A 17,713-nucleotide genomic window follows, 5' to 3' on the forward strand; every position below is an offset into this window, starting at 1 on the left:
ACCCGACATCGAGGACCAGCAGGTGGAGACCCCCACTGCGAGATCGCCCAGATCCTCGACATCTCGCAGTCCGCGAGCCAGCAGTACGTCCACCGGGCCCGGCGCCGGATCGCCGCCGCGCGCCGCGGCGGCGGTGAGGTGGACCCGGCGTCCGCGCGCAAGGTCCTCGAGGAGTTCCTTGCCGCCGCGTCCTCGGGGCGTGCCGAACGTCTGGTGGCGCTCCTCACCGACGACGCGACCGCCCTCTCCGACGGCGCGGGCCTGTCCAGGACGCTGTGGCGCTACGAGAGCCCCGCGCGGGTCGCCACCGTGATGCGGTCCGCCTTCAGGCCCACTCCCGCGAAGCGGCGCCTGGCCGGCGGCTCGCCCGCGATCCACCTCGGGCAGGTCAACGGCTGGCCCGCCGTGCTCGTCGTGCTCGGCGACCGGATCGTGGGCGCCACGGCGTTCGAGATCAGCGACGGCAAGGTGGCGGCGCTGCACGGCTTCGCCGCCACGCAGCGGCTCGCCCGCCTCACCGGGATGTGGCGGCAGCACGAGGCAGACCCGGCGGCCGTCGGCCAGTGGTGAGAGGGGTCCCGGCCGCCTCTGCGCAGGCGCAGAGGCGCCTCTGTGCGCAGGCGTTGGGGCCGTGGCCGGCTGCGTGCTCGATGATCCGGCCGGGCGCGGCCGGGCCGGGATCGACGCGGTCCGGGGCACGTGGATGTTTCCCGAGGCCGTTTCATGGCGGTTCGCCCGGGGGCGAGCGCGTGCTGCCACGGCACGGCCGGGCGTGGTGGAGACGAACGCCTTGGCACGGGCAGCCGGATGCCCAGGACATCGCTGCGGCGGCGTGCGCTTGAGTTCCGCTCCTACGGAGCTCGAGGTTCCGTAGACGCTGCGGGACGTGGTGGGGTGCCGCCCCTAGGTTGGTTCTGCCTGGTGTTGCGTCCGCTCGCCTCCGCACCCCCTCCGGGAGACGGGCGGGCGCCGTTTTCTGCCCGTGCCGGCTTCCTGCCCCCGCCCTCCCGCCCGCTGTACGCCGGCCGCCGGCCGGCACACAGCCGGCGGGAGGCCCAGGGGGAGTGGTGGCCGGGGCGGGATACCCCGCAGCCGGCCGGACAGGCCGTGGCGCGGGGACGGGACGACCGGGGGGCGGGGCAGCCTGCACGGCGGAGGAAAGCACGGCCGGGACATACAGGGTCCGCCCAGGCGGCCTGGATTCAAGGAGGGGCGTGGGTGAGCCGGAACGAGGAGTTCAAGGAGCTGCGGCCCCTGCTGTTCTCGATCGCCCACCGGATCCTGGGCAGCCGGCCCGCGGCCGAGGACGCGGTGCACGAGGCCTGGCTGCGCTACGAGGCCGCCCTCACGCTGCCCATGCCGGGCAGGGCGTTCCTGCCGGCCACCGTGACCCGGATCTCGGTCGGCTTGCGGCGTTCGGCCCGCGTCCAGCGGGACAAGCCCGCCGGGCCGTGGTCTTCCGAGCCGCTGATGAGCGACGCCGGCCAGGACCGGGAGCAGCCGGTGGAGCCTGCCGAGTCGTTGTCGACGGCGGCCGTGCTGCTGCTGGAGCGTCTGTCCCCGCTCGAGCGCGCGGTTTTCGTGCTGCGGGAGGTCTTCGGGTGCGGCCTGTCGCAGATCGCATCGGCCGTGGGGTCCTCCGAGGCGGCCTGTGACCAGCTCGCCGCCGCTGTGTCGCAAGCGGACCACGGAGGCATGGCTCTGCGCTGGCCGAGGCTCATCGTCGGCGCGGAGCATGTGGCCCGGGTGCTGGCCGCGATGGTCCCCGCGCTGGTCCGCATCGGCGTCACCATGGAGCCGCAGCAGGTGCACCACGGCCCCGGCGCAGTCTTCCGCGACCGCCACGGCACGATCCTCAGCGCCCTGGCGTTCGACATCCTCGACGGCCAGATCCAGACCATCCGCTGGGTGATCCACCCCAGTGCTTCCCGCGGTCCGGCAGCACACGCCCCCGGCGCCACCTGACCCCGCGCTGAGGGCCCCGGATCCTGCCGCATCAACGACGAGGAAGACGAGGCAGCATGACGAGCAGTGCCCCTGCGGCCAAGAGCTGCGCCCGCCGGCGACAGGCCCACCCGGCCGCCCACGCGCAGACGGCGATCAGCCGGCTCCGCCGTCAACACCGCCGGCCGCGCGTCGAGGCGATCGCCGCACGGGCTGCGGGCACCGCGGTCCTGTGCGTGGACAGCGGCCCGCGCGCACGGGTGACGGACGCCGGCCGCCGTTGCCGCCGTCACGGCGGTCAAGAGCAGCGGCACGTCCTGCTCGAAGCGACGGGGCGCGAGCAAAAGGCCGGGCAGGAAGCCAGGGGCACCCGGCACGGCCTCGAGCAGCGGCCCAGGACAGCCCGCCGTGGCCTTCGGTGTGCGGGCGAGCGCATCACCGGCTGCGGGGCCGTGTTCCGAGCCCGGCCGGCCCCGCACCGCGCGGCATGATCCGCATCCTGCTCGCCGACGGTCAGCCGCTGCTGCGCAGCGGACTGGGCGCGCTCCTGGACGCCGAGGACGACATCGAGGTGGTGGCCGAGGCCGCCCACGGGCAGCAGACCCTGGAACTCGCACGCAAGCACCTGCCCGACATCGTCCTCACCGACATCCAGATGCCCGTCCTCGACGGCATCGAGGCGACCCGCCGCATCGCCGCCGACCCGGCCCTGGCCCGGGTCCGTGTCGTCATCCTGACCAGCTACGGCCCCGACGACGACGTCTTCGACGCGCTGAGCGCCGGCGCCGCCGGATTCCTCGTCAAGGACATCGCGCCCGACGACCTCGTGCACGCCGTACGCGTCATCGCGCGCGGCGACGCCCTGCTCGCCCCCTGCGTCACCCGCACCGTGCTCAGCCGGCTCTTCGCCCAGCCGCACCGCATCCCCGCCGCGGCCGGCCTGGCAGAGCTGACCGGGCGGGAACGCGAGGCCGTCACCTTGGTCGCGCAGGGGCTTTCCACCCGCCAGATCGCCGACCGTATGGTGATCAGCCCGCTGACCGCGAAGTCCTATATCGAGCGGGCCAAGTCCAAACTCCGCGCCCGCGGCCGCACCCAACTCGTGGCCCACGCCTACGCATCCGGACTGGTCGCCCCCCATGAGCACTGACCTGGCACCGAGCCGGCCCGGCAGGCCCGCCCATCGGGCTCACTCAGCCGCCCATCCGTGTGCCGCAGGCGCGGGGCACGGCGCATACGGTCGCACCCCGTGCACCAGGCGGACCATACGGCCGGGCACGGCAGACGAGCCCCACCACGGTCGCCGCCTCGTGAGGGCGGCAGACGCCGCCGGGGCCGCGCCGCCCGCGCCGCGCCGTGCGTTCCATGTCCCCCGCCATGTCACCGACGGGGCGGGGGCCTCGTCCCAGATGCCGACGGCAGCCGCAAGCGGGGCCTCGGCCGACCCCTGCGCTGCCCGCCGTGGCGGCAGGGCTTGACGGAGGAGCCGGCATGAGGCGGACCAAGGAGTTCGAGGAACTGCGGCCGCTGCTGTCCTCGATCGCCTACCGGATCCTGGGCAGCGTGAGCGAGGCCGAGGACGCGGTCCAGGAGACCTGGCTGCGCTTCGACGCCTCCCCGACCCAGCCCCGGTCGGCCAAGGCCTTCCTCTCGGCCACCGTGACCCGGATCTCGATCGACGTCCTGCGCTCGGCGCGCGTGCGACGCGAGCAGTACGTCGGGCAGTGGCTGCCCGAACCCCTGCTCACCGACCCCTACGAGGACCCGGCCCGGTCCGCGGAGCTGGCCGACTCGCTGTCGATGGCCGCTCTGCTGCTGCTGGAACGGCTCAGCCCGCCGGAGCGCGCGGTCTTCGTCCTGCGGGACGTGTTCTCCTTCGGCTTCCCGGAGATCGCCTCCGCACTGGGACGCTCGCAGTCCGCGTGCCGCCAGCTCGCGGTGCGCGCACGCCGCCACATGGACGCCGGACGCCCGCGTTTCGTGGCCGACCGCCGCCAGCGCGAGGAGCTCGCCGAGCGGTTCTTCGCCGCTCTGAGGGAAGGCGACGTCGACTGCCTGCTCGACCTGCTCGCCGCCGACATCCAGGTGATCGGGGACGGCGGCGGGAAGGCACCGCAACTGGCCAGGACCATCGCCGGCGCCGGCAACGCGGCCCGGCTGCTCGCCCTGTTCGTCGACGCGCTCATGCGGGTGGACGTGACGGTGCAGCCGCACGAGGTGAACGGCCAGCCCGGCGCGATCTTCCGCGACCGGGACGGCAAGGTCCTCACCATCTGGACACTCGACATACGCGACGGGCAGATCCAGACGATCCACTCGGTCATCAACCCGGACAAGCTCGCCCACCTGGGCCCGGTCGCGGACGCCTGGGCACTCGACCGCGAAGTACGACAGGCACGCCGCTGCACCAACTGACCACCCCAGCCCCCACGCCGCCGGGCGCGGACGGTGTCCGGACGCTGCCCCGGCGTCCAGGGACGCGATGGCCGACCGGGGGGATACCGGTTCGCAAGGGTGCTGCCGGAGCAGGACGCCGCGGACGGGGAACGTGACGCCGCGCACGGGTCTGTGCGTGCGGGACTGGCGGCGTGGTGCGTCCGGCGGCCGCACCAGGAGCCGGATGAGGCGGGCACCGGCCTGCGGGCCGAACCGCTGCGGCGCCGCGGTCCGCAGGAGACGTCCCGACTGCCCGCAGGCGCGGACCGGCCGGACCTAACAGGCCGGGCGCGAGCAGCGTCCCGCCGTGCCTGCCGGGGCCGGCCCCCCTTGTGCCCCGCTGACGCTGCACGCCCGCAGCCGAAGACACCTGGCTGAACCGCATTACGAGCCGCGGCCGCGTGCAGCCCTCCCTCGTCCGCGAGCGGTCATCGGGTTCCTCCGCGGACACTGCGCGCCCCAGGCACGGCAGGCGGCCGCTGGGTCTGGAACCGTGCCGCAACTGAGCTCGAAGTTCCGCAGCACGTACGGGACTTGCCGGCCTGCCGCTCCTAGGGTGGAGCCCGCAAGTCCCCCCTGGGCGTGCCCGCCGCTCTCATCCCCCGACGGCGGGCACGCCCGCCTTGAGCACCGGGGGGCGAGGGCCGTCCACGATCCGTTTCCCGACTGCCTGCGCACCGCGTGGGACAGCCGTCCGGACCGCCTGCCCGGGGCGGGCGCGATGCCCGGGCGACGGCGGAGCCCCTTCCGCGCGGCCGGCATACCTCGGATGACCGCGGCCACCAGCGGCGGCCGGGAGCGAGCGGGAGCCCGCAGGAATTTCTAGGAGGAGCCGGTGAGACGGACCGAGGAGTTCGAGGAGCTGCGGCCGCTGCTGTTCGCGATCGCCCACCGGATCCTGGGCAGCGCGAGCGAGGCGGACGACGCCGTCCAGGCGACCTGGCTGCGCTGGGCGGCCACCCCGACGCGGCCCGCGTCGACCGAGGGCCATCTCGCGGCCGAGGTCACCCGGATCAGTACCGATGCCCTGCGGTCGGCCCACCTGCGCCGGGAGGGGCCTGGCGGGCCCTGGCCCGCCGAGCCGCTGCTGGGTGGCTTCCGTCAGGACCCCGAGCGGCCGGTGGAGCTGGCCGACTCGCTGCTGACGGCGGCCCTGCTGGTGCTCGAGCGGCTCTCCCCGCTCGAGCGCGCGGTCTTCGTGCTGCGGGAGGCGTTCGGGTGCAGCATCCGCGAGATCGCATCGGCCATAGGGTGCTCGCAGGCCGCCTGCCGCCAGCTCGTCGCCGCGATCGCCCTGGCCAGCGACGGTGGCCGCGAGCCCCTGCCCTGGCCCTCCTACATAGCCGGCGCCCACAACGTGGCCCGGCTGCTCGCGGCGATCGTCCCTGCGCTGCTGCACGTCGGCGTCACGCTGGAAGAGCGCCTGGTCAACGGCCGGCCCGGTTCGGTCTTCCGCGACCGCAACGGCAAGATCCTCAACGCCCTGGCACTCGACGTCTTCGAAGGACGGATCAAAGAGATCCACTTCGTCGTCAACCCCGACGAGCCCGGGCGCCCGGATCCCGTGGCCGAGGCCTACGCGATCATCCGCGAGGCGAACCGGGCCCGCTGAGCCGCCACACCTCCCCACACGCCCACACGTGCGCTGGGGACACCGAAAATCCAGCCGGCGGCTCCTGACGCCCGCTTCGAACGCGGACCGCTCGCCGGGCGAAGCGAGGGGCGCCGGTGGACGCGGCGTCAGGCTGCGGGCCGCCTGCTGGCGGGGAAGCTAGTGCCCGCGGCTCGTGGCGGAGGCGAAGCCCAGCCAGGTGTGGCGGTTGCCCCACCAGCACCAGCCGACCTTCGGGGCGTTGCGCCGCTTCGAGCCGTCCCGCCCTGTGCCGTTGCTGATCCAGATCGCCGGGGTGCGGGCGTCCAGGGTGCCGTTCGCCTTGCGCAGCCGGGAGCCGATGGTCATGAAGCAGCGGTTGCGTTCGAGGACGGCCGGCTGCTGGAGCACCCAGTGGATGCCCTCGGTGAGCAGCAGCGGGGTGCGGTCCTCCTTGGACAGGGCGGGCAGGGCCTCGTTGGGGCTCCAGTTGGCCAGGTGGTCGCCGCGGTCGAGGCCGGCGACGAGGTAGAGGGGAGCGTCAGGCAGCTCGACGGCGTGGGGGGCGAAGCGGTCGACGTCGGGCATGTCGGTGACGACGAAGCCGGGCTTGCCCTCGTGGCGGAGCAGCGGTGCGAGGACGGAGGCGGGGGCGCGGTCCGGGTGGACGGCGAGCAGGGCATCGCCGCCGGCACTGCCGGCGTCCTCGGCGAACGTACGCAGCGCGTCGGCGGGTATCCCCGCGAGCTCATGCACCCCAAGCTCGATCAGGTGCTCTGCCTGGGCGGTGAGCTGCGGGAGAGGGGAGGACGCGGCGGCGGATGACGTGTCGGGCAAGGCACTCCTCGGTTCGCGGGGCGGATTCAACCGGTCTTCAGCAGTGGGACTTGAGATCAACGACTCTGGCCTGACGGCATGTTCCCAGCGCGGTGTGACGTCGCGCCAGACGCGGCTTTCAGCCGTCGGCGATGCCTGTACGGCCGGTGAGCCGGGGCCGGTGGCCCGGTTCCCGAGGGCAGCCCATGGCCCGGAACGGCGCGCGGCTGCGGCCGCTCTCCCGGACTGCGGACCCGCCTCTCACGCAACCGGTGAGCCGGGTGAACTCACGCGGTGCGACCCGTGGTTGCCTCCCGCACAGATCCCGCTCGGCTCCGCGCGGACGGCGAGAGGGCCAGCACCGGCGGCTGGCGGCCGGCCACACGCGCGGGACCACGGCCAGGACCGCCAGCGTTCTCAACTCGCTGCAGCGGGCGGTTCGATCGGCCTGGCGACGTGTGTCACCGTCTCGTCGCACACCGGGGGGATGACCTATGCCGCGAGGACGGACGCGGCCACCGGCCCCTGCTGTGTCAGGGGCCGGTGGGCCCGGCCGCGGCGGGCGGCGAAGACGTACAGACGCAGGACGACGAAGCGGGCCGTACCGGCCAGACCGCAGGCGCCGAGGTAGACGATCTGCTCGGCCGGCAGGCCGGGGGAGGGCTGCACCAGATGCAGGACGTACACGGCCATGCTGGTCGCCAGATAGGCGGCGACGGCCGAGCCCGCCGACTGCCCGTGCTCCCGCCAGCTAGCGCCGCGCCCTGTGGCGAAGGTGTAGCGGGCGTGGAGCTCGGTGCACAGCAGGGTGGAGGCGGCGGTGATGACCGCGTTCGAGACCGCCCAGGGCATGGCCAGAGCCAGCAGCGGCACGGCGAAGCTGGACAGGACTCCGATGCCGCCTCCGAAGAGCACGAACCGCAGGAACGAGGCGAGGGGTCCGGGGCCGGCCGGCGTCGCCGGCCCGGGCCGGCACGCGCGTGGCGACGTCATGGGCGTGCTCCTTTCTGGCGGGGCGTCAGGGGCGTTGGGGGCCTTACAGGCTGCGGGCCGTGATGTCGCCGTGCTGGGTGGTGGCGTAGAGGGTGAAGCCGGCGCCGCGGAACTCGGCGTCGGCCGCCTTCGCCTCGACGCGGGAGCCGGCGGGCAGGACCTCGACGGTGGTGTCGGTGCGGTCGGCGGGGATGCCGAGGACGACGGAGACGGGGGCGGAGGTGGCGTACTGCTTCATGGGGTGATCCTTCGACTCGTCGTTTCTGATGACAGAAACGCTACGTTGCATTCAATGATCCGGCAACAGAATCGTTGCGCACATTCATCATAAACGCAGGTTAAAGCCGAGAAATCGTTGCAACGACTCTGGATGTAATGCAACAGTGTCTGCTTCGTTCATTGCAATGAATGGAGGTGAACGCTATGCCGGGCCCCGGGGTCGACCCGGCAGCACGGGCGTCCCGCCGGGACGCGGGCGAGGGAGCGGACGCACTGAGCTCTTTCAGCGTGCAGACCGGCGGATACGTCACTCAATCCGCACACGGGCGGCGCCTCCGCGCCAAGAACACCTGAAAGTGGCCTGGGTCACTCTCTGGTGGTGGCGCGCTGGGCGGAGCCCCCGACGGGCGCGCGGACGGCGCCGTGGTGGGCCCGGAAGAGGCGGGCATCCTTCGGTGAGCGGGCGTGAGGGCCGCCACGGGAGGGGGGAGATGGTCAACGCCAGCCTGTATCAGGCCCGGTGGGCCGGCGGTGGCGCTGCCTGCCGCACGGCCTCCGCCCTGCACCGCCGTCCACTACTACGGCAAGTGGCGTGACGACGGCACCGACCAGGCCGTGGGTGCCTTGCTCAACGCGCTCCAGGAGAAGACCGGACTGGATCCGGGCAAGAAGAGCCGGGGCTGCAAGCGGGGCATCGTCACTGACGCGCCGGACTGCTCATCGCCGTGATCGTGGTCGCCGGATCCGTCCACGACAACGCCACCGGCATCACACTGCTCAACAAGGTGGCTGCCGGCAGCACGGGCGTGACCCAGGGCTGGGTGGACGCCGGGTTCAAGAACGCCGTCACTGCCCATGGCCGCACCCCGGGCGTCGACGTCGAGGTCGGGCAACGCACGCCGCAGACAAGCGGGTTCGCGCCGGACTCGAAGCCGAAACGCCGGGTCACCCGCGTCATTCCGGCTCAGCCGACCGGTGCGCGAGGCGGGTTGGTCGGCCGTGGTCATGCTCGGCGCGGGCTTGCTCATCAAGGAGGCCGAGCTACGCCGCGCGTAAGCCGGCCGGGTCTTCGCGATCAGGGCCGATCGACGTTGCCTTAAGAGTCAACCCGAGCGCTGCTCGCGAGGGTCGTCCGGGCCTTTGGCCAATCAATGTCATCGACCTTGTTGAGCGTCATGGCCGAAGCGGCGGAGCCCTGGCTTACAGCAGAAGTGAGGTCGAGGTGTGAGCGCATGTCATCTCCAGACGGACGGGACTGGTGGTGAGAAGCGATGTGAAGAACTGCTGAACGGGCAGGTCATGCCCGGCTTGAGCATCATGGCCCGGTAGTGGGCGGCCTCATTGCGGTGTGGGGTGGTATTGGTATTGCCAACATTGTTAAAGTCAAAGGCAACATCGAGTTGCACATTTTGCGTCTCTAATCTCCATCCTGGCAATCGATCTTGTCATCAGTTGTTCGAGCGGTTACTCTGAGGCACGGTGGGCATGGGGTATCCCATCCCGGAATGGAATGCGGGACTCAACATGACTCAAGAGTCATCCTTCGGGTTGCGCCTGCGGGCCCTGAGGCAGCAACAAGGACTCTCTCAGGCCGCGTTGGCCGGTGGGGAAATCTCGACGGGGTACCTATCACGTCTCGAGTCGGGCTCCAGGCAGCCGACCGAGCGGGTGATCGTCTACCTGGCCGAGCGACTGGGAGTCGACCGATCGGCCTTTGACATCCTGCCGCGCAGCAGCTCGCTGACGCAGGCCCTGAGCATCGCGGCCACCACGGACAATGACGCGGCCGTCGAGGACCTCATCGAAGTGCTGGGCACGGCACAGGACGAGGACCCGCTGTTGCGCTGGCAGGCCATGTGGCTGATCGCCGGGTACTGGCGGCGGCGTGGTGACCGTGCGGCGGAGGAGAACTGCCTGGCGGACACCGCGAAGATCGCGGACGAGCTGGAGATCCCCGCACTGCAGTGCAGGTCCAGGACCCAGCTGGCGCGCTGTCTGCGGTCCACCGGACAGGCCGCGCGGGCCCTCGAGCTCGCGGTGGCCGCCTACGAGGGAGCCAAGCGCGCCGAACTGCCCGTGTCCGACACGGGAGACGCGCTGCTGGCGCTCGTCTCGGCCGAAGCCGAGGCCGGCAGGCTGCCCGATGCCCAGGCGCATGTGCAGGAACTGGTCGAGCTCGTCGCGGACGGTTCGTCCACGATGCGTGCCGAGGCCTTGTGGGCGGCGGCCACGGTCTCCTCCCGCCGCGGGGACGACGAGGCCGCGCGCGAGTACCTCCAGAAGGCGATGCAAACGCTGGACAGCCGCGTCGATCTCGTCCTGTGGGCGAGGCTCAGGCTGGCCGCCGCGTCGCTGTATCTGCAGTCCAGTCCGGCGCTCACCGTTCGCGCCCGTGAATGCCTGGAGGAAGCGGAGAAGGCCCTCTCGCTGGTCGGCACACCGGTCCAGGCGCAGGAACTGCTGGCGCTGCAGGCACATCTCGCGTTCGAGGAAGGTCGTTTCGCGGATGCCCGGGAGGCGCACGACCGGCTGGACTTCGACAAGTTGATGCTGGCCTATCGGGACCGCATCCGGTTGCGGACGCTCGACAGTCTGCTGCTGATCGTGGAGGGCCGCCAGGAGGAAGGGCTTGGCCGGCTCAAGCAGTTGGGCGAGGACGCTCGTCGTAACTCGAATCTGGACCTGGCTGCCGAGATCTGGCGTGTCCTGGCCGAGACGCTGGAGAAGAACGAGCGGCACAAGACAGAGAAGAACGAGCGGCCGAGGGCGGCGAGGAGCGAGCGGCCCAGGGCGGCGAAGAAGCGCTGACCGGCCGGGCCGCACGGGACCCGGGACCTGGTGAAGCATGACCGCACCCGTCATCGGCGCATGCCGCGTCGATGACGGGTGCGGTTCGCGTCCGGCCCTGGCCGGTCACCCGGCGACGTCCGCCAGTGCTTGTTCGAGGCGGGCGACGATCAGGTCCACTCCCTCGATGTCGATGGTCAGCGGCGGCGCGATCAGCACGCAGTGTCCCTGCGGGCCCTGCCTGCGGAGCAACAGTCCCCGTTCCTGGGCGCGGTCCAGCACCTGTTGGGCTTTCTCGGCGGATGTCATCTCCACGATCACGGCGAGACCGAGACCGCGTACGTCCGCCACCTCTTCGGTGTTGGCCAGCGGGGCCAGCCGGGTGCGCAGGCGGTCGCCGAAGTAGTCGGCATGGGCCACCAGGTTGTCCCGCTCCAGGACGTCCAGCGTGGCCAGCGCGGCGGCGCACCCCACCGCGTGCCCGGAGTTGGTGTGGCCGTAGCGGATGCCGCCGATCACGGGGTCACGGCCGAAGCTCTCATAGATGCGCTGCTGGACGGTCACCGCCGCCAGCGGTACGTAACCGCTGGTGAGCCCCTTGCTGGTGATGAGGATGTCGGGTTCGACATCCTCGCGCTGACAGGCGAACATGCGCCCACTGCGGCCGTACGCCGTAAAGACCTCGTCCAGTACGAGCAGTATCCCCGCCGCGTCGCAGCGTTCGCGCAGCCCGCTCAGGAACCCGGGCGGGAGGACGATGCCCCCGCCGACGTTGAGGAAGGGCTCGACCACCACGGCGGCGGGCAGGTCGGCCGGATCGTCGCCGATGGCCCGGTCGAAGGCGTCCAGCAGGAGCGGAAGCGCGGCCGGGGCGCGTGCTTCACGCGGCGCCACGGGCAGTTCCACGCGGGTGACGGGCAAGGGGGCGCGGAACGGGTGCGCCACGCGTGGCAGCGCGGACAGACCGCGGCTCAGCAGCGTCGAACCGTGGTAACCGAGGGCGAAGGTGACCATCCGTGAGCGGGACATGCCCAGGTGGGACCAGTAGCTGGTGGCGATCAGCATCGCGGCGTCGAAGCCCTCGGAACCACTGTTGACGAACAGCGTCCGTGACAGATCGGGTGGCAGGTACGAGGCCAGGCGCTCGGCGAGCAGCCCGGCCGGCTCATTGCTGCCCCGGGACAGATCGAAGTGGTGCAGCCGGCCGAGCTGGCGGGCGATGGCCGCGGTCACCTCGGGGTGGGCATAACCGCAGACGGCGCTCAGTGCCGAACTGGTGCCGTCGATGTACTCCTTGCCGTCGGCGTCCCAGACCCGGTAGCCCGCGCCATGGTGGAGCATCAGCTCGGACCGGTCGACCGTCAGTGGTGTCCAGGTGTGCCACAGATGACTGCGGTCCCGTGCCCGTACGGCCTCGATGGACTCGATCGTGTCGCTCTCGGTTTGCATGGCGTGCCTGCCTCCGCAGATTCGTCGTATCGGGCGGGTGGTTGCGACAACCGCGCGGGCGGCGACTGGGCACCCACCGACCTCATGGGCGGGCTTTCACACCGGCGTTACGACACGGCGTGCGACGCGCTCCGCCTCGCGCAGCACGGTCTCCCGGTACGGGGCGCCGAGCCGCAGCACGGGCGGCAGGAGTAGGCACTCGCTCACGCTGTGCTCGTCGAAGGGCAGCGCGAGTCCGACGAGCGGGAGCACCACGTCCGGGGCGCCTGCGTCGAACAGCGCATCGTGCTCGCCGTCGTGGATCCGTCCCTGCTCGTCGAGCACGGCACCGATGAGGAGGGTGTCGGCACCGTCGACGGTGCCGCGCGCGACCCCGAGCCGGAGACTGCTGTCGCCGGTGGCAGAGGCCACTTCGCTGCGAGCCTCGTCGTACCGGCGGTTGGCCTCCCAGCACTCGTATGCTCGATACAACTCGACTTCGAGCACAGGCCACTTGGCCAGGAAGTAGTCCTTGTTGACGCCGCAGGTGCGGAAGTTCGCCGCGACGTTGCGGGCGTGGGGCAGGTGCAGTCCGTACACGTCCTCGCCGCGCACGATCGGGGTGCCCGAGGCGCCGACGCGGTAGCCCCACTCCAGGTCCTCGCCGCCCCAGCCCCAGAAGTTCTCGTCGAAGTACAGATCATGGCGCCGGACCGCCGCGGCGGGCAGGGCGACGAAGCCGGTCCACACGATGGTCCAGGGCAGCACCACCGGGTCGAAGCGCCACCGCTTGTCACCACGGAGTCCGGATGCCGCGTCCAGTTCGGCGAGCCGCTCCCGGTGGTGCGTCTGCTCCGGAAGGTCTGCTTCCGCGACGTCCGTGAGGCCGTCGTGACCGATGAGCTGGCCGAGCACGCACACGTTCTGGCCGGTGGCATAGTAGCGGTCGTACAGCGACTCGAGGCACCGTTTTGGCAGCGCCACGTCGGCGTCCAGGAGCACGACCACCTCGCCGGCGGCCTGACGCAGCGCCATGTTCCTGGCTCGGCTGCAGTTCCACTCGCCGTCGGCCATCACCGTGACCAGGTTCAGCCGTCCGGCGAACTCCCGGCACAGCTCGAGGTATTCCTCGGCATACTCCATCGCGCCGACGACCACCTCGAAGCGCGAGCCGGGCAGTGTCTGCTCCGCGAGTGAGGAGAGCACGATCCGCAAGTTGCGCAGTCGCTGCTTGTAAGGGATCACAACGCTGAACGCAAACTCGCCCATGCCTTCTGCTCCTTGTCCCGCGACCGGTCCGGCTCACCTGACACACGATTATGTTGCCTAAGGTTGCCCAAATTGGCAAGACTTGGCAGTATGGCGAGTTGCCAGGTTCGGCTCTCAGGAAGGACCGCGTCATGCCCCAGGAATCGATCGGCGTCGTCACGGTGACGCGAGGCAGGCCGCACATCCTGCGGCGGGCCATGCTCTCCGTATACCGCCAGGACTACGCCGGACCCGTCGAACACGTGATCGTCGTCGACGACGACGCGGAGACGGTCGCCGCCGCATCCGCCGCACTGTCCCGGCCCGGACTGGGGGTTGTCGTCCAGCAGGTGCCGCGCCCGGCCGCCGAGGTCAACGAGCCGCCGGGGGACCAGCGCCGGATCTACCCGCGGCTGTCCCGGCTCTTCAATGCCGGTGTGCGGGCCTCGTCGGCCGACTGGATCGCCTTCCTCGACGACGACAACGAGTACGAGCCCAACCATCTGAGCAGCCTGATGGAGTGCGCCCGGGCGAACGGCGTCCAGGTGGCCCACTCCGGCCGGACCATGTGGCGCCCGGACGGCACCCCCTACCTCGACGAGGCCTGGCACACCGTCCGCGACCCGCAGGAGGCCTCCCGGATCTACCGGGTGATGTGCGACAAGGGTGTCCGCGTGCACGGCACCAACATCCTGCTGGACCGTGCCGATCCGGCGCGGCCGGGTGCGAAGTTCAGTACCAGCAGTGTGATGCAGGCCGACGACCCGGTCTCCCTCGTGGACCAGAGCGTGTGGCTGGTGCGCCGCGAGGTGCTGCTGCGGCTGCCGATCCCGGAGACCTTCACCGAGGAGGAGCACGCGGCGAACACCGGGCCGGACGACAAGCTCCTCAAGACCTTGATGGACAACGGCGTACCCATGGTTTCCAGTCGCCTGCCCACCGTTCGCTACTACCTCGGCGGCGTGTCCAACAGTCACCGCACCTACGAGACGGTCCGCGCCTGATCCGGATGGGGCGCGGCCGGTGCACACTGCCTCACGATTGTCATTTGGTTGCCTAATTTGGCAAGGTTCTGTCGTCCCGCGCAGTGCTGGGGCCGCCGGTGGAACGGACGAGTGGAGGCGGACTGCCATGAACGCGCTTCCCGAGCTGCGGGAGCAGGGCCGGCTGGGTACCGAGCGTCTGTCCTCGCCGCTGGTGGTCGACTTGGACCCGACGACGGTGTGCGATCTGGCCTGCCCGGAGTGCATCAGCGCCGATGTGCTCCACAACGGGCAGCTCGGCCGCGACCGCATCGTCCGGCTCGCCGAGGAGTTGGCCGGGTCCGAGGTGCGCGCGGTGATCCTGATCGGCGGCGGCGAACCCCTGCTGCACCGCTCCATCGGTGAGGTCATGGAGGTGCTGCACGGCGCCGGCATCGACATCGGCCTGGTCACCAACGGGACGCAGATCCGCCGTCACCTGGACCGGCTGGCCGAGACGGTGTCGTGGGTGCGGGTTTCCATGGACGCGGGCACCGAGGCGACGTACGGCCGCTTCCGGCCCGGGCGGGGCAAGCGGAACCACTTCTCCCAGGTGATCGAGAACATGCGGCTCCTCGCCGAACGCAAGTCCGGCCGCATCGGCTACTCGTTCCTGCTCATGCAGCGGTTCGACGCGGAAGGCCAGGTCGTCGACTCCAACTTCAAGGCCATGCTCGACGACGACCACTTCATGGTCAATCAGCGCGCCGAGGACATCGCCCTGGTCGAGGAACAACTCGACCGGCTCCGCGAGTTGGAGGACCCCGGCTTCCATCTGCTGAGCTCCTCCAACTGGGAGGCCGTGCGGGTGGGCGCCGACTCCGTTCAGGACAAGGACTGCCATCGTTGCCACGTCGCCGAGCTGCGCACCACGGTGACACCGAGCGGGGTCTACGTCTGCCCGTACCACCGGGGAAACGAAGGCAGCCGGATCGGCGACATCTCCAACGCCTCGTTCGCCGAGACCTGGGCCGCTGCCGACACCACCGCGATCGACCCGAACCGGGACTGCCGGTTCGGGTGCGCGCGGAACGCCACCAACCTCACCGTCGCCGGGCTGCGGGACCGGACAGGGACGGCTCGCCTTGCCGACGACTTCGACCCGTTCATCTGAAGGCAGGCACCCGTGACCGCGCCCCTGTGCTGCTCCGTGATCGTGCCCACATACAACCGGGTGGAGCGGCTGCGGCACACCCTCGACTCGCTGGTCCGTCAGGACCTGCCCCGCGACGCCTACGAGGTACTCGCGATCATCAACACCCCGGTCGACACCGAGGCGTTCGGCACCGCCTGCCCCTACTTCGAGGCGATAGCGTCCTGGGCGTTGCGGGTGTTCACCGGGCAGGCGGCCTTGCCGGACCGGGACACCAGGGCCCAGTGGTGCCGCACCCACATGGACCGGCTCGACGACCGGCGATACCACGACTGCTGGCTCGAGACGATTCGGATCGGCCTGCCGGCCGGCACGCTGCCCGATCCGGAGCAGCGCTTCGACGACTACTGGCGCCTCGCCGCCGGCCAGGTCGACCCGGCGCACCTGCGCCCCGGTCATACCGGCTCCCGCCCGGCTGCCTACGACGACGTCCTCTTCGACCTGGCGGAACTCAAGCACCGTGTGCTGGCTGCCCTGCCCGGTCGAGCGCGGGCGGACCTGCCGGTCTCGGGCCGGATCACCGCGGCCGACGACGCGGATGCTCGCGGCGCGGCCCCCGGGCGGCAGATCGCGCCCTGGTTGCCGTACCGCACCCGGACCGCGACAACGGAGGCCGCCCAGTGACGACGTCGCCCCGTGCCCCCGAGGCGCAGCGCCCGGCACGCGCCCGCCTCGGCCGCACCGCTGAGCTGATGCGGGACGGTGCCCTTGGCGGTCTGGTCGGCAGCACCGGTCTGATGGGCATCGCCGGAGCGATGATGGCCACTTCCGTCAGCCTGTTCCTGGCTGACGAGATCGGCGCCACCCCGCTGATGATCGGTCTCTTCGCCATGGGCCGAGGTGCGCTCGACATCTTCTTCGGGCTCACCCTCGGCGCACTGTCCGACCGGAGAGGCAACCGGCGTCAGCTGCTCGCCCTGTGCACGTTCCTGTCGGCGGCCGGCGCTCTGTCGTACATGGTGCTGCGCAACTACTACCTCCTGCTCGGCATCGGTGCGGTGCTGTTCGGCGTCGGCAGCGCGTGCTTCTCCCAACTCCTCGCCTACACACGGAACGTCGCGGAGGACCGGGAGCTGAACGTCACCTTCTTCAACTCGGTGCTGCGCTCCGTCATCTCGTTCACCTGGATCGTCGGTCCGCCGCTGGGCTTCATGCTGATCGCCGCCCAGGGGTTCGGCGTCCTGTACTTCACCGCGGGCGTGCTCTATCTGGCCTCCGGGGTCATGACGCTGTGGCTGCTGCCGAACCTGAATACGGTCACCACCCGTGAGACCAAACGCAAACGCAGCAGCCCGCTCTCCGATGTCAGCCGGGGGATCTGGCGGCTGCTCTGCGCGATCGTGCTGCTCATGGCGGTCAACGCCGCCTATCAGATCGACATCGCGCTGTTCATCACGCGAGATCTCGGGTTCGACGCGGGCTTCACCGGACTGCTGCTCGGGCTTGGCGCCGCCCTCGAAGTGCCGATCATGCTGCTGGTGGGGTCCCACGCGGACCGCATCGGCAAGTGGCGGCTGCTGGTGTTCGCCGCGGTCTGCGCCGCGGCGTTCTTCTGCGCGCTTCCTCTGGTCCACTCCAAGACCGCCCTGCTGCTGCTCCAGATACCCAACGCGCTGTGGACCGCGATTGTGCTGAGCATCCCGGTGACGATCCTGCAGGACGCCATGTCCGACCGCGTCGGCGCGGCCTCCTCGCTCTACACCAGTTCGTTCAACATTGGTGTGCTGCTCGGCGGCGCCACCACGGGGGTGGTGACCCAGTGGGTCGGGTTCACCGACGTCTTTTGGGTGTGCGCGATGCTCTCGGCCGTCGCCGCCCTGCTGCTTGCCCTTGGGAGGGGCAACGACACCGTCCACAGCTCAGTGCAGCGTGATCGTCCCGACGTACAACCGGCAACGTCTGCTCAGGCTGACGCTGGAGTCGCTGACCCGGCAGAGTCTGCCGACTGACCGCTTCGAAGTCCTCGTCGCGGACGACGGTTCGTCGGACGGCACCAGGGGGAGCGCTCCGCAGGCTCCGCGTGTAGTGGTGCCGGCAATGTCCTCTTGACGAGCCGTGGGCCCAACGACCAGCGGA

19 protein-coding genes and 1 pseudogene are annotated in these 17,713 nt (G+C 70.9%); 15 read left to right on the top strand and 5 right to left on the bottom strand.

Features of this window, described 5'->3' with window-relative positions; genetic code table 11:
* Nucleotides 1-33 precede the first annotated feature (33 nt).
* The 6 genes and pseudogenes from KCH48_RS36020 to KCH48_RS36050 all read left to right on the top strand — a co-directional run.
* Nucleotides 34-570, top strand: a pseudogene (locus KCH48_RS36020) (RNA polymerase subunit sigma-70); the annotation flags it as partial.
* Nucleotides 571-1,218: 648 nt separating this feature from the next.
* On the top strand, nucleotides 1,219-1,965 hold the full coding sequence (locus KCH48_RS36030; RefSeq protein ID WP_210581245.1) for a sigma factor-like helix-turn-helix DNA-binding protein: 747 nt from the start codon (nucleotides 1,219-1,221) through the stop codon (nucleotides 1,963-1,965).
* Between the two features lie 56 nt (nucleotides 1,966-2,021).
* The gene (locus KCH48_RS36035) at nucleotides 2,022-2,435 is read left to right on the top strand and encodes a hypothetical protein (protein WP_210581246.1); all 414 of its coding nucleotides are present in this window, start codon (nucleotides 2,022-2,024) and stop codon (nucleotides 2,433-2,435) included.
* Entirely contained in the window at nucleotides 2,432-3,094 is a 663-nt protein-coding gene (locus KCH48_RS36040) for a response regulator transcription factor (protein ID WP_210581248.1), read from the top strand. Before KCH48_RS36035 ends, KCH48_RS36040 begins: the two co-directional genes overlap by 4 nt.
* 341 nt (nucleotides 3,095-3,435) lie before the next feature.
* Nucleotides 3,436-4,359, top strand: a complete 924-nt coding sequence (locus KCH48_RS36045) for an RNA polymerase sigma-70 factor (protein WP_210581250.1) — start codon at nucleotides 3,436-3,438, stop codon at nucleotides 4,357-4,359.
* An 856-nt stretch (nucleotides 4,360-5,215) separates the two neighbouring features.
* Nucleotides 5,216-5,992, top strand: coding sequence for a sigma factor-like helix-turn-helix DNA-binding protein (locus KCH48_RS36050; protein ID WP_210581252.1), 777 nt, complete (start codon nucleotides 5,216-5,218; stop codon nucleotides 5,990-5,992).
* A gap of 159 nt (nucleotides 5,993-6,151) precedes the next feature.
* Here the strand turns inward: KCH48_RS36050 and KCH48_RS36055 are convergent, their stop codons facing one another.
* The 3 genes from KCH48_RS36055 to KCH48_RS36065 all read right to left on the bottom strand — a co-directional run bounded on the left by KCH48_RS36055 (nucleotide 6,152) and on the right by KCH48_RS36065 (nucleotide 8,018).
* Nucleotides 6,152-6,808 carry a DUF5701 family protein gene (locus KCH48_RS36055; RefSeq protein WP_210581254.1) on the bottom strand — a complete coding sequence of 219 codons (657 nt, stop codon included), beginning with the start codon at nucleotides 6,806-6,808 and terminating at the stop codon, nucleotides 6,152-6,154.
* A gap of 471 nt (nucleotides 6,809-7,279) precedes the next feature.
* Nucleotides 7,280-7,780: a GtrA family protein gene (locus KCH48_RS36060; protein ID WP_246886404.1), complete on the bottom strand. Its 501-nt coding sequence runs from the start codon at nucleotides 7,778-7,780 to the stop codon at nucleotides 7,280-7,282.
* A gap of 43 nt (nucleotides 7,781-7,823) precedes the next feature.
* On the bottom strand, nucleotides 7,824-8,018 hold the full coding sequence (locus KCH48_RS36065) for a hypothetical protein (RefSeq protein WP_210581256.1): 195 nt from the start codon (nucleotides 8,016-8,018) through the stop codon (nucleotides 7,824-7,826).
* A gap of 185 nt (nucleotides 8,019-8,203) precedes the next feature.
* On the opposite strand from KCH48_RS36065, the gene KCH48_RS36070 reads away from it, so the two are divergent.
* The 4 genes from KCH48_RS36070 to KCH48_RS36085 all read left to right on the top strand — a co-directional run bounded on the left by KCH48_RS36070 (nucleotide 8,204) and on the right by KCH48_RS36085 (nucleotide 10,807).
* Entirely contained in the window at nucleotides 8,204-8,353 is a 150-nt protein-coding gene (locus KCH48_RS36070; protein WP_210581258.1) for a hypothetical protein, read from the top strand.
* Nucleotides 8,354-8,530: 177 nt separating this feature from the next.
* The gene (locus tag KCH48_RS36075) at nucleotides 8,531-8,728 is read left to right on the top strand and encodes a hypothetical protein (RefSeq protein ID WP_210581260.1); all 198 of its coding nucleotides are present in this window, start codon (nucleotides 8,531-8,533) and stop codon (nucleotides 8,726-8,728) included.
* Nucleotides 8,725-9,099, top strand: coding sequence for a hypothetical protein (locus KCH48_RS36080; protein WP_210581261.1), 375 nt, complete (start codon nucleotides 8,725-8,727; stop codon nucleotides 9,097-9,099). Before KCH48_RS36075 ends, KCH48_RS36080 begins: the two co-directional genes overlap by 4 nt.
* Before the next feature lie 424 nt (nucleotides 9,100-9,523).
* Nucleotides 9,524-10,807 (top strand): helix-turn-helix domain-containing protein, encoded by a 1,284-nt coding sequence (locus tag KCH48_RS36085; RefSeq protein ID WP_210581263.1) that lies wholly within the window; start codon nucleotides 9,524-9,526, stop codon nucleotides 10,805-10,807.
* Nucleotides 10,808-10,912: 105 nt separating this feature from the next.
* On the opposite strand, the gene KCH48_RS36090 is transcribed toward KCH48_RS36085, so the two are convergent.
* Together KCH48_RS36090 and KCH48_RS36095 are read right to left on the bottom strand one after the other, a co-directional pair.
* Entirely contained in the window at nucleotides 10,913-12,235 is a 1,323-nt protein-coding gene (locus tag KCH48_RS36090; protein ID WP_210581265.1) for an aspartate aminotransferase family protein, read from the bottom strand.
* 96 nt (nucleotides 12,236-12,331) lie between these two features.
* Nucleotides 12,332-13,483 carry a glycosyltransferase family 2 protein gene (locus tag KCH48_RS36095; protein ID WP_210581267.1) on the bottom strand — a complete coding sequence of 384 codons (1,152 nt, stop codon included), beginning with the start codon at nucleotides 13,481-13,483 and terminating at the stop codon, nucleotides 12,332-12,334.
* A 131-nt stretch (nucleotides 13,484-13,614) separates the two neighbouring features.
* On the opposite strand from KCH48_RS36095, the gene KCH48_RS36100 reads away from it, so the two are divergent.
* The 5 genes from KCH48_RS36100 (at nucleotide 13,615) to KCH48_RS43530 (ending at nucleotide 17,686) form a co-directional block, all read left to right on the top strand.
* A complete protein-coding gene (locus tag KCH48_RS36100; RefSeq protein ID WP_210581269.1) occupies nucleotides 13,615-14,466 on the top strand; it encodes a glycosyltransferase family 2 protein in 852 nt (283 codons plus the stop codon).
* A 127-nt stretch (nucleotides 14,467-14,593) separates the two neighbouring features.
* The gene (locus KCH48_RS36105; RefSeq protein WP_210581272.1) at nucleotides 14,594-15,598 is read left to right on the top strand and encodes a radical SAM protein; all 1,005 of its coding nucleotides are present in this window, start codon (nucleotides 14,594-14,596) and stop codon (nucleotides 15,596-15,598) included.
* Nucleotides 15,599-15,610: 12 nt separating this feature from the next.
* Nucleotides 15,611-16,261, top strand: coding sequence for a glycosyltransferase (locus KCH48_RS36110; protein ID WP_210581274.1), 651 nt, complete (start codon nucleotides 15,611-15,613; stop codon nucleotides 16,259-16,261).
* On the top strand, nucleotides 16,258-17,586 hold the full coding sequence (locus tag KCH48_RS36115) for a sugar efflux transporter (RefSeq protein WP_210581276.1): 1,329 nt from the start codon (nucleotides 16,258-16,260) through the stop codon (nucleotides 17,584-17,586). Before KCH48_RS36110 ends, KCH48_RS36115 begins: the two co-directional genes overlap by 4 nt.
* Complete coding sequence (locus KCH48_RS43530) at nucleotides 17,507-17,686, top strand: glycosyltransferase family 2 protein (protein ID WP_374104746.1); 180 nt, start codon at nucleotides 17,507-17,509, stop codon at nucleotides 17,684-17,686. The genes KCH48_RS36115 and KCH48_RS43530 overlap by 80 nt, the downstream gene beginning before the upstream one ends.
* The last annotated feature ends 27 nt before the right edge of the window (nucleotides 17,687-17,713 follow it).

It is taken from the genome of Streptomyces sp. GESEQ-4 (assembly GCF_017948455.1).
In the GTDB taxonomy this organism is placed as follows: domain Bacteria; phylum Actinomycetota; class Actinomycetes; order Streptomycetales; family Streptomycetaceae; genus Streptomyces.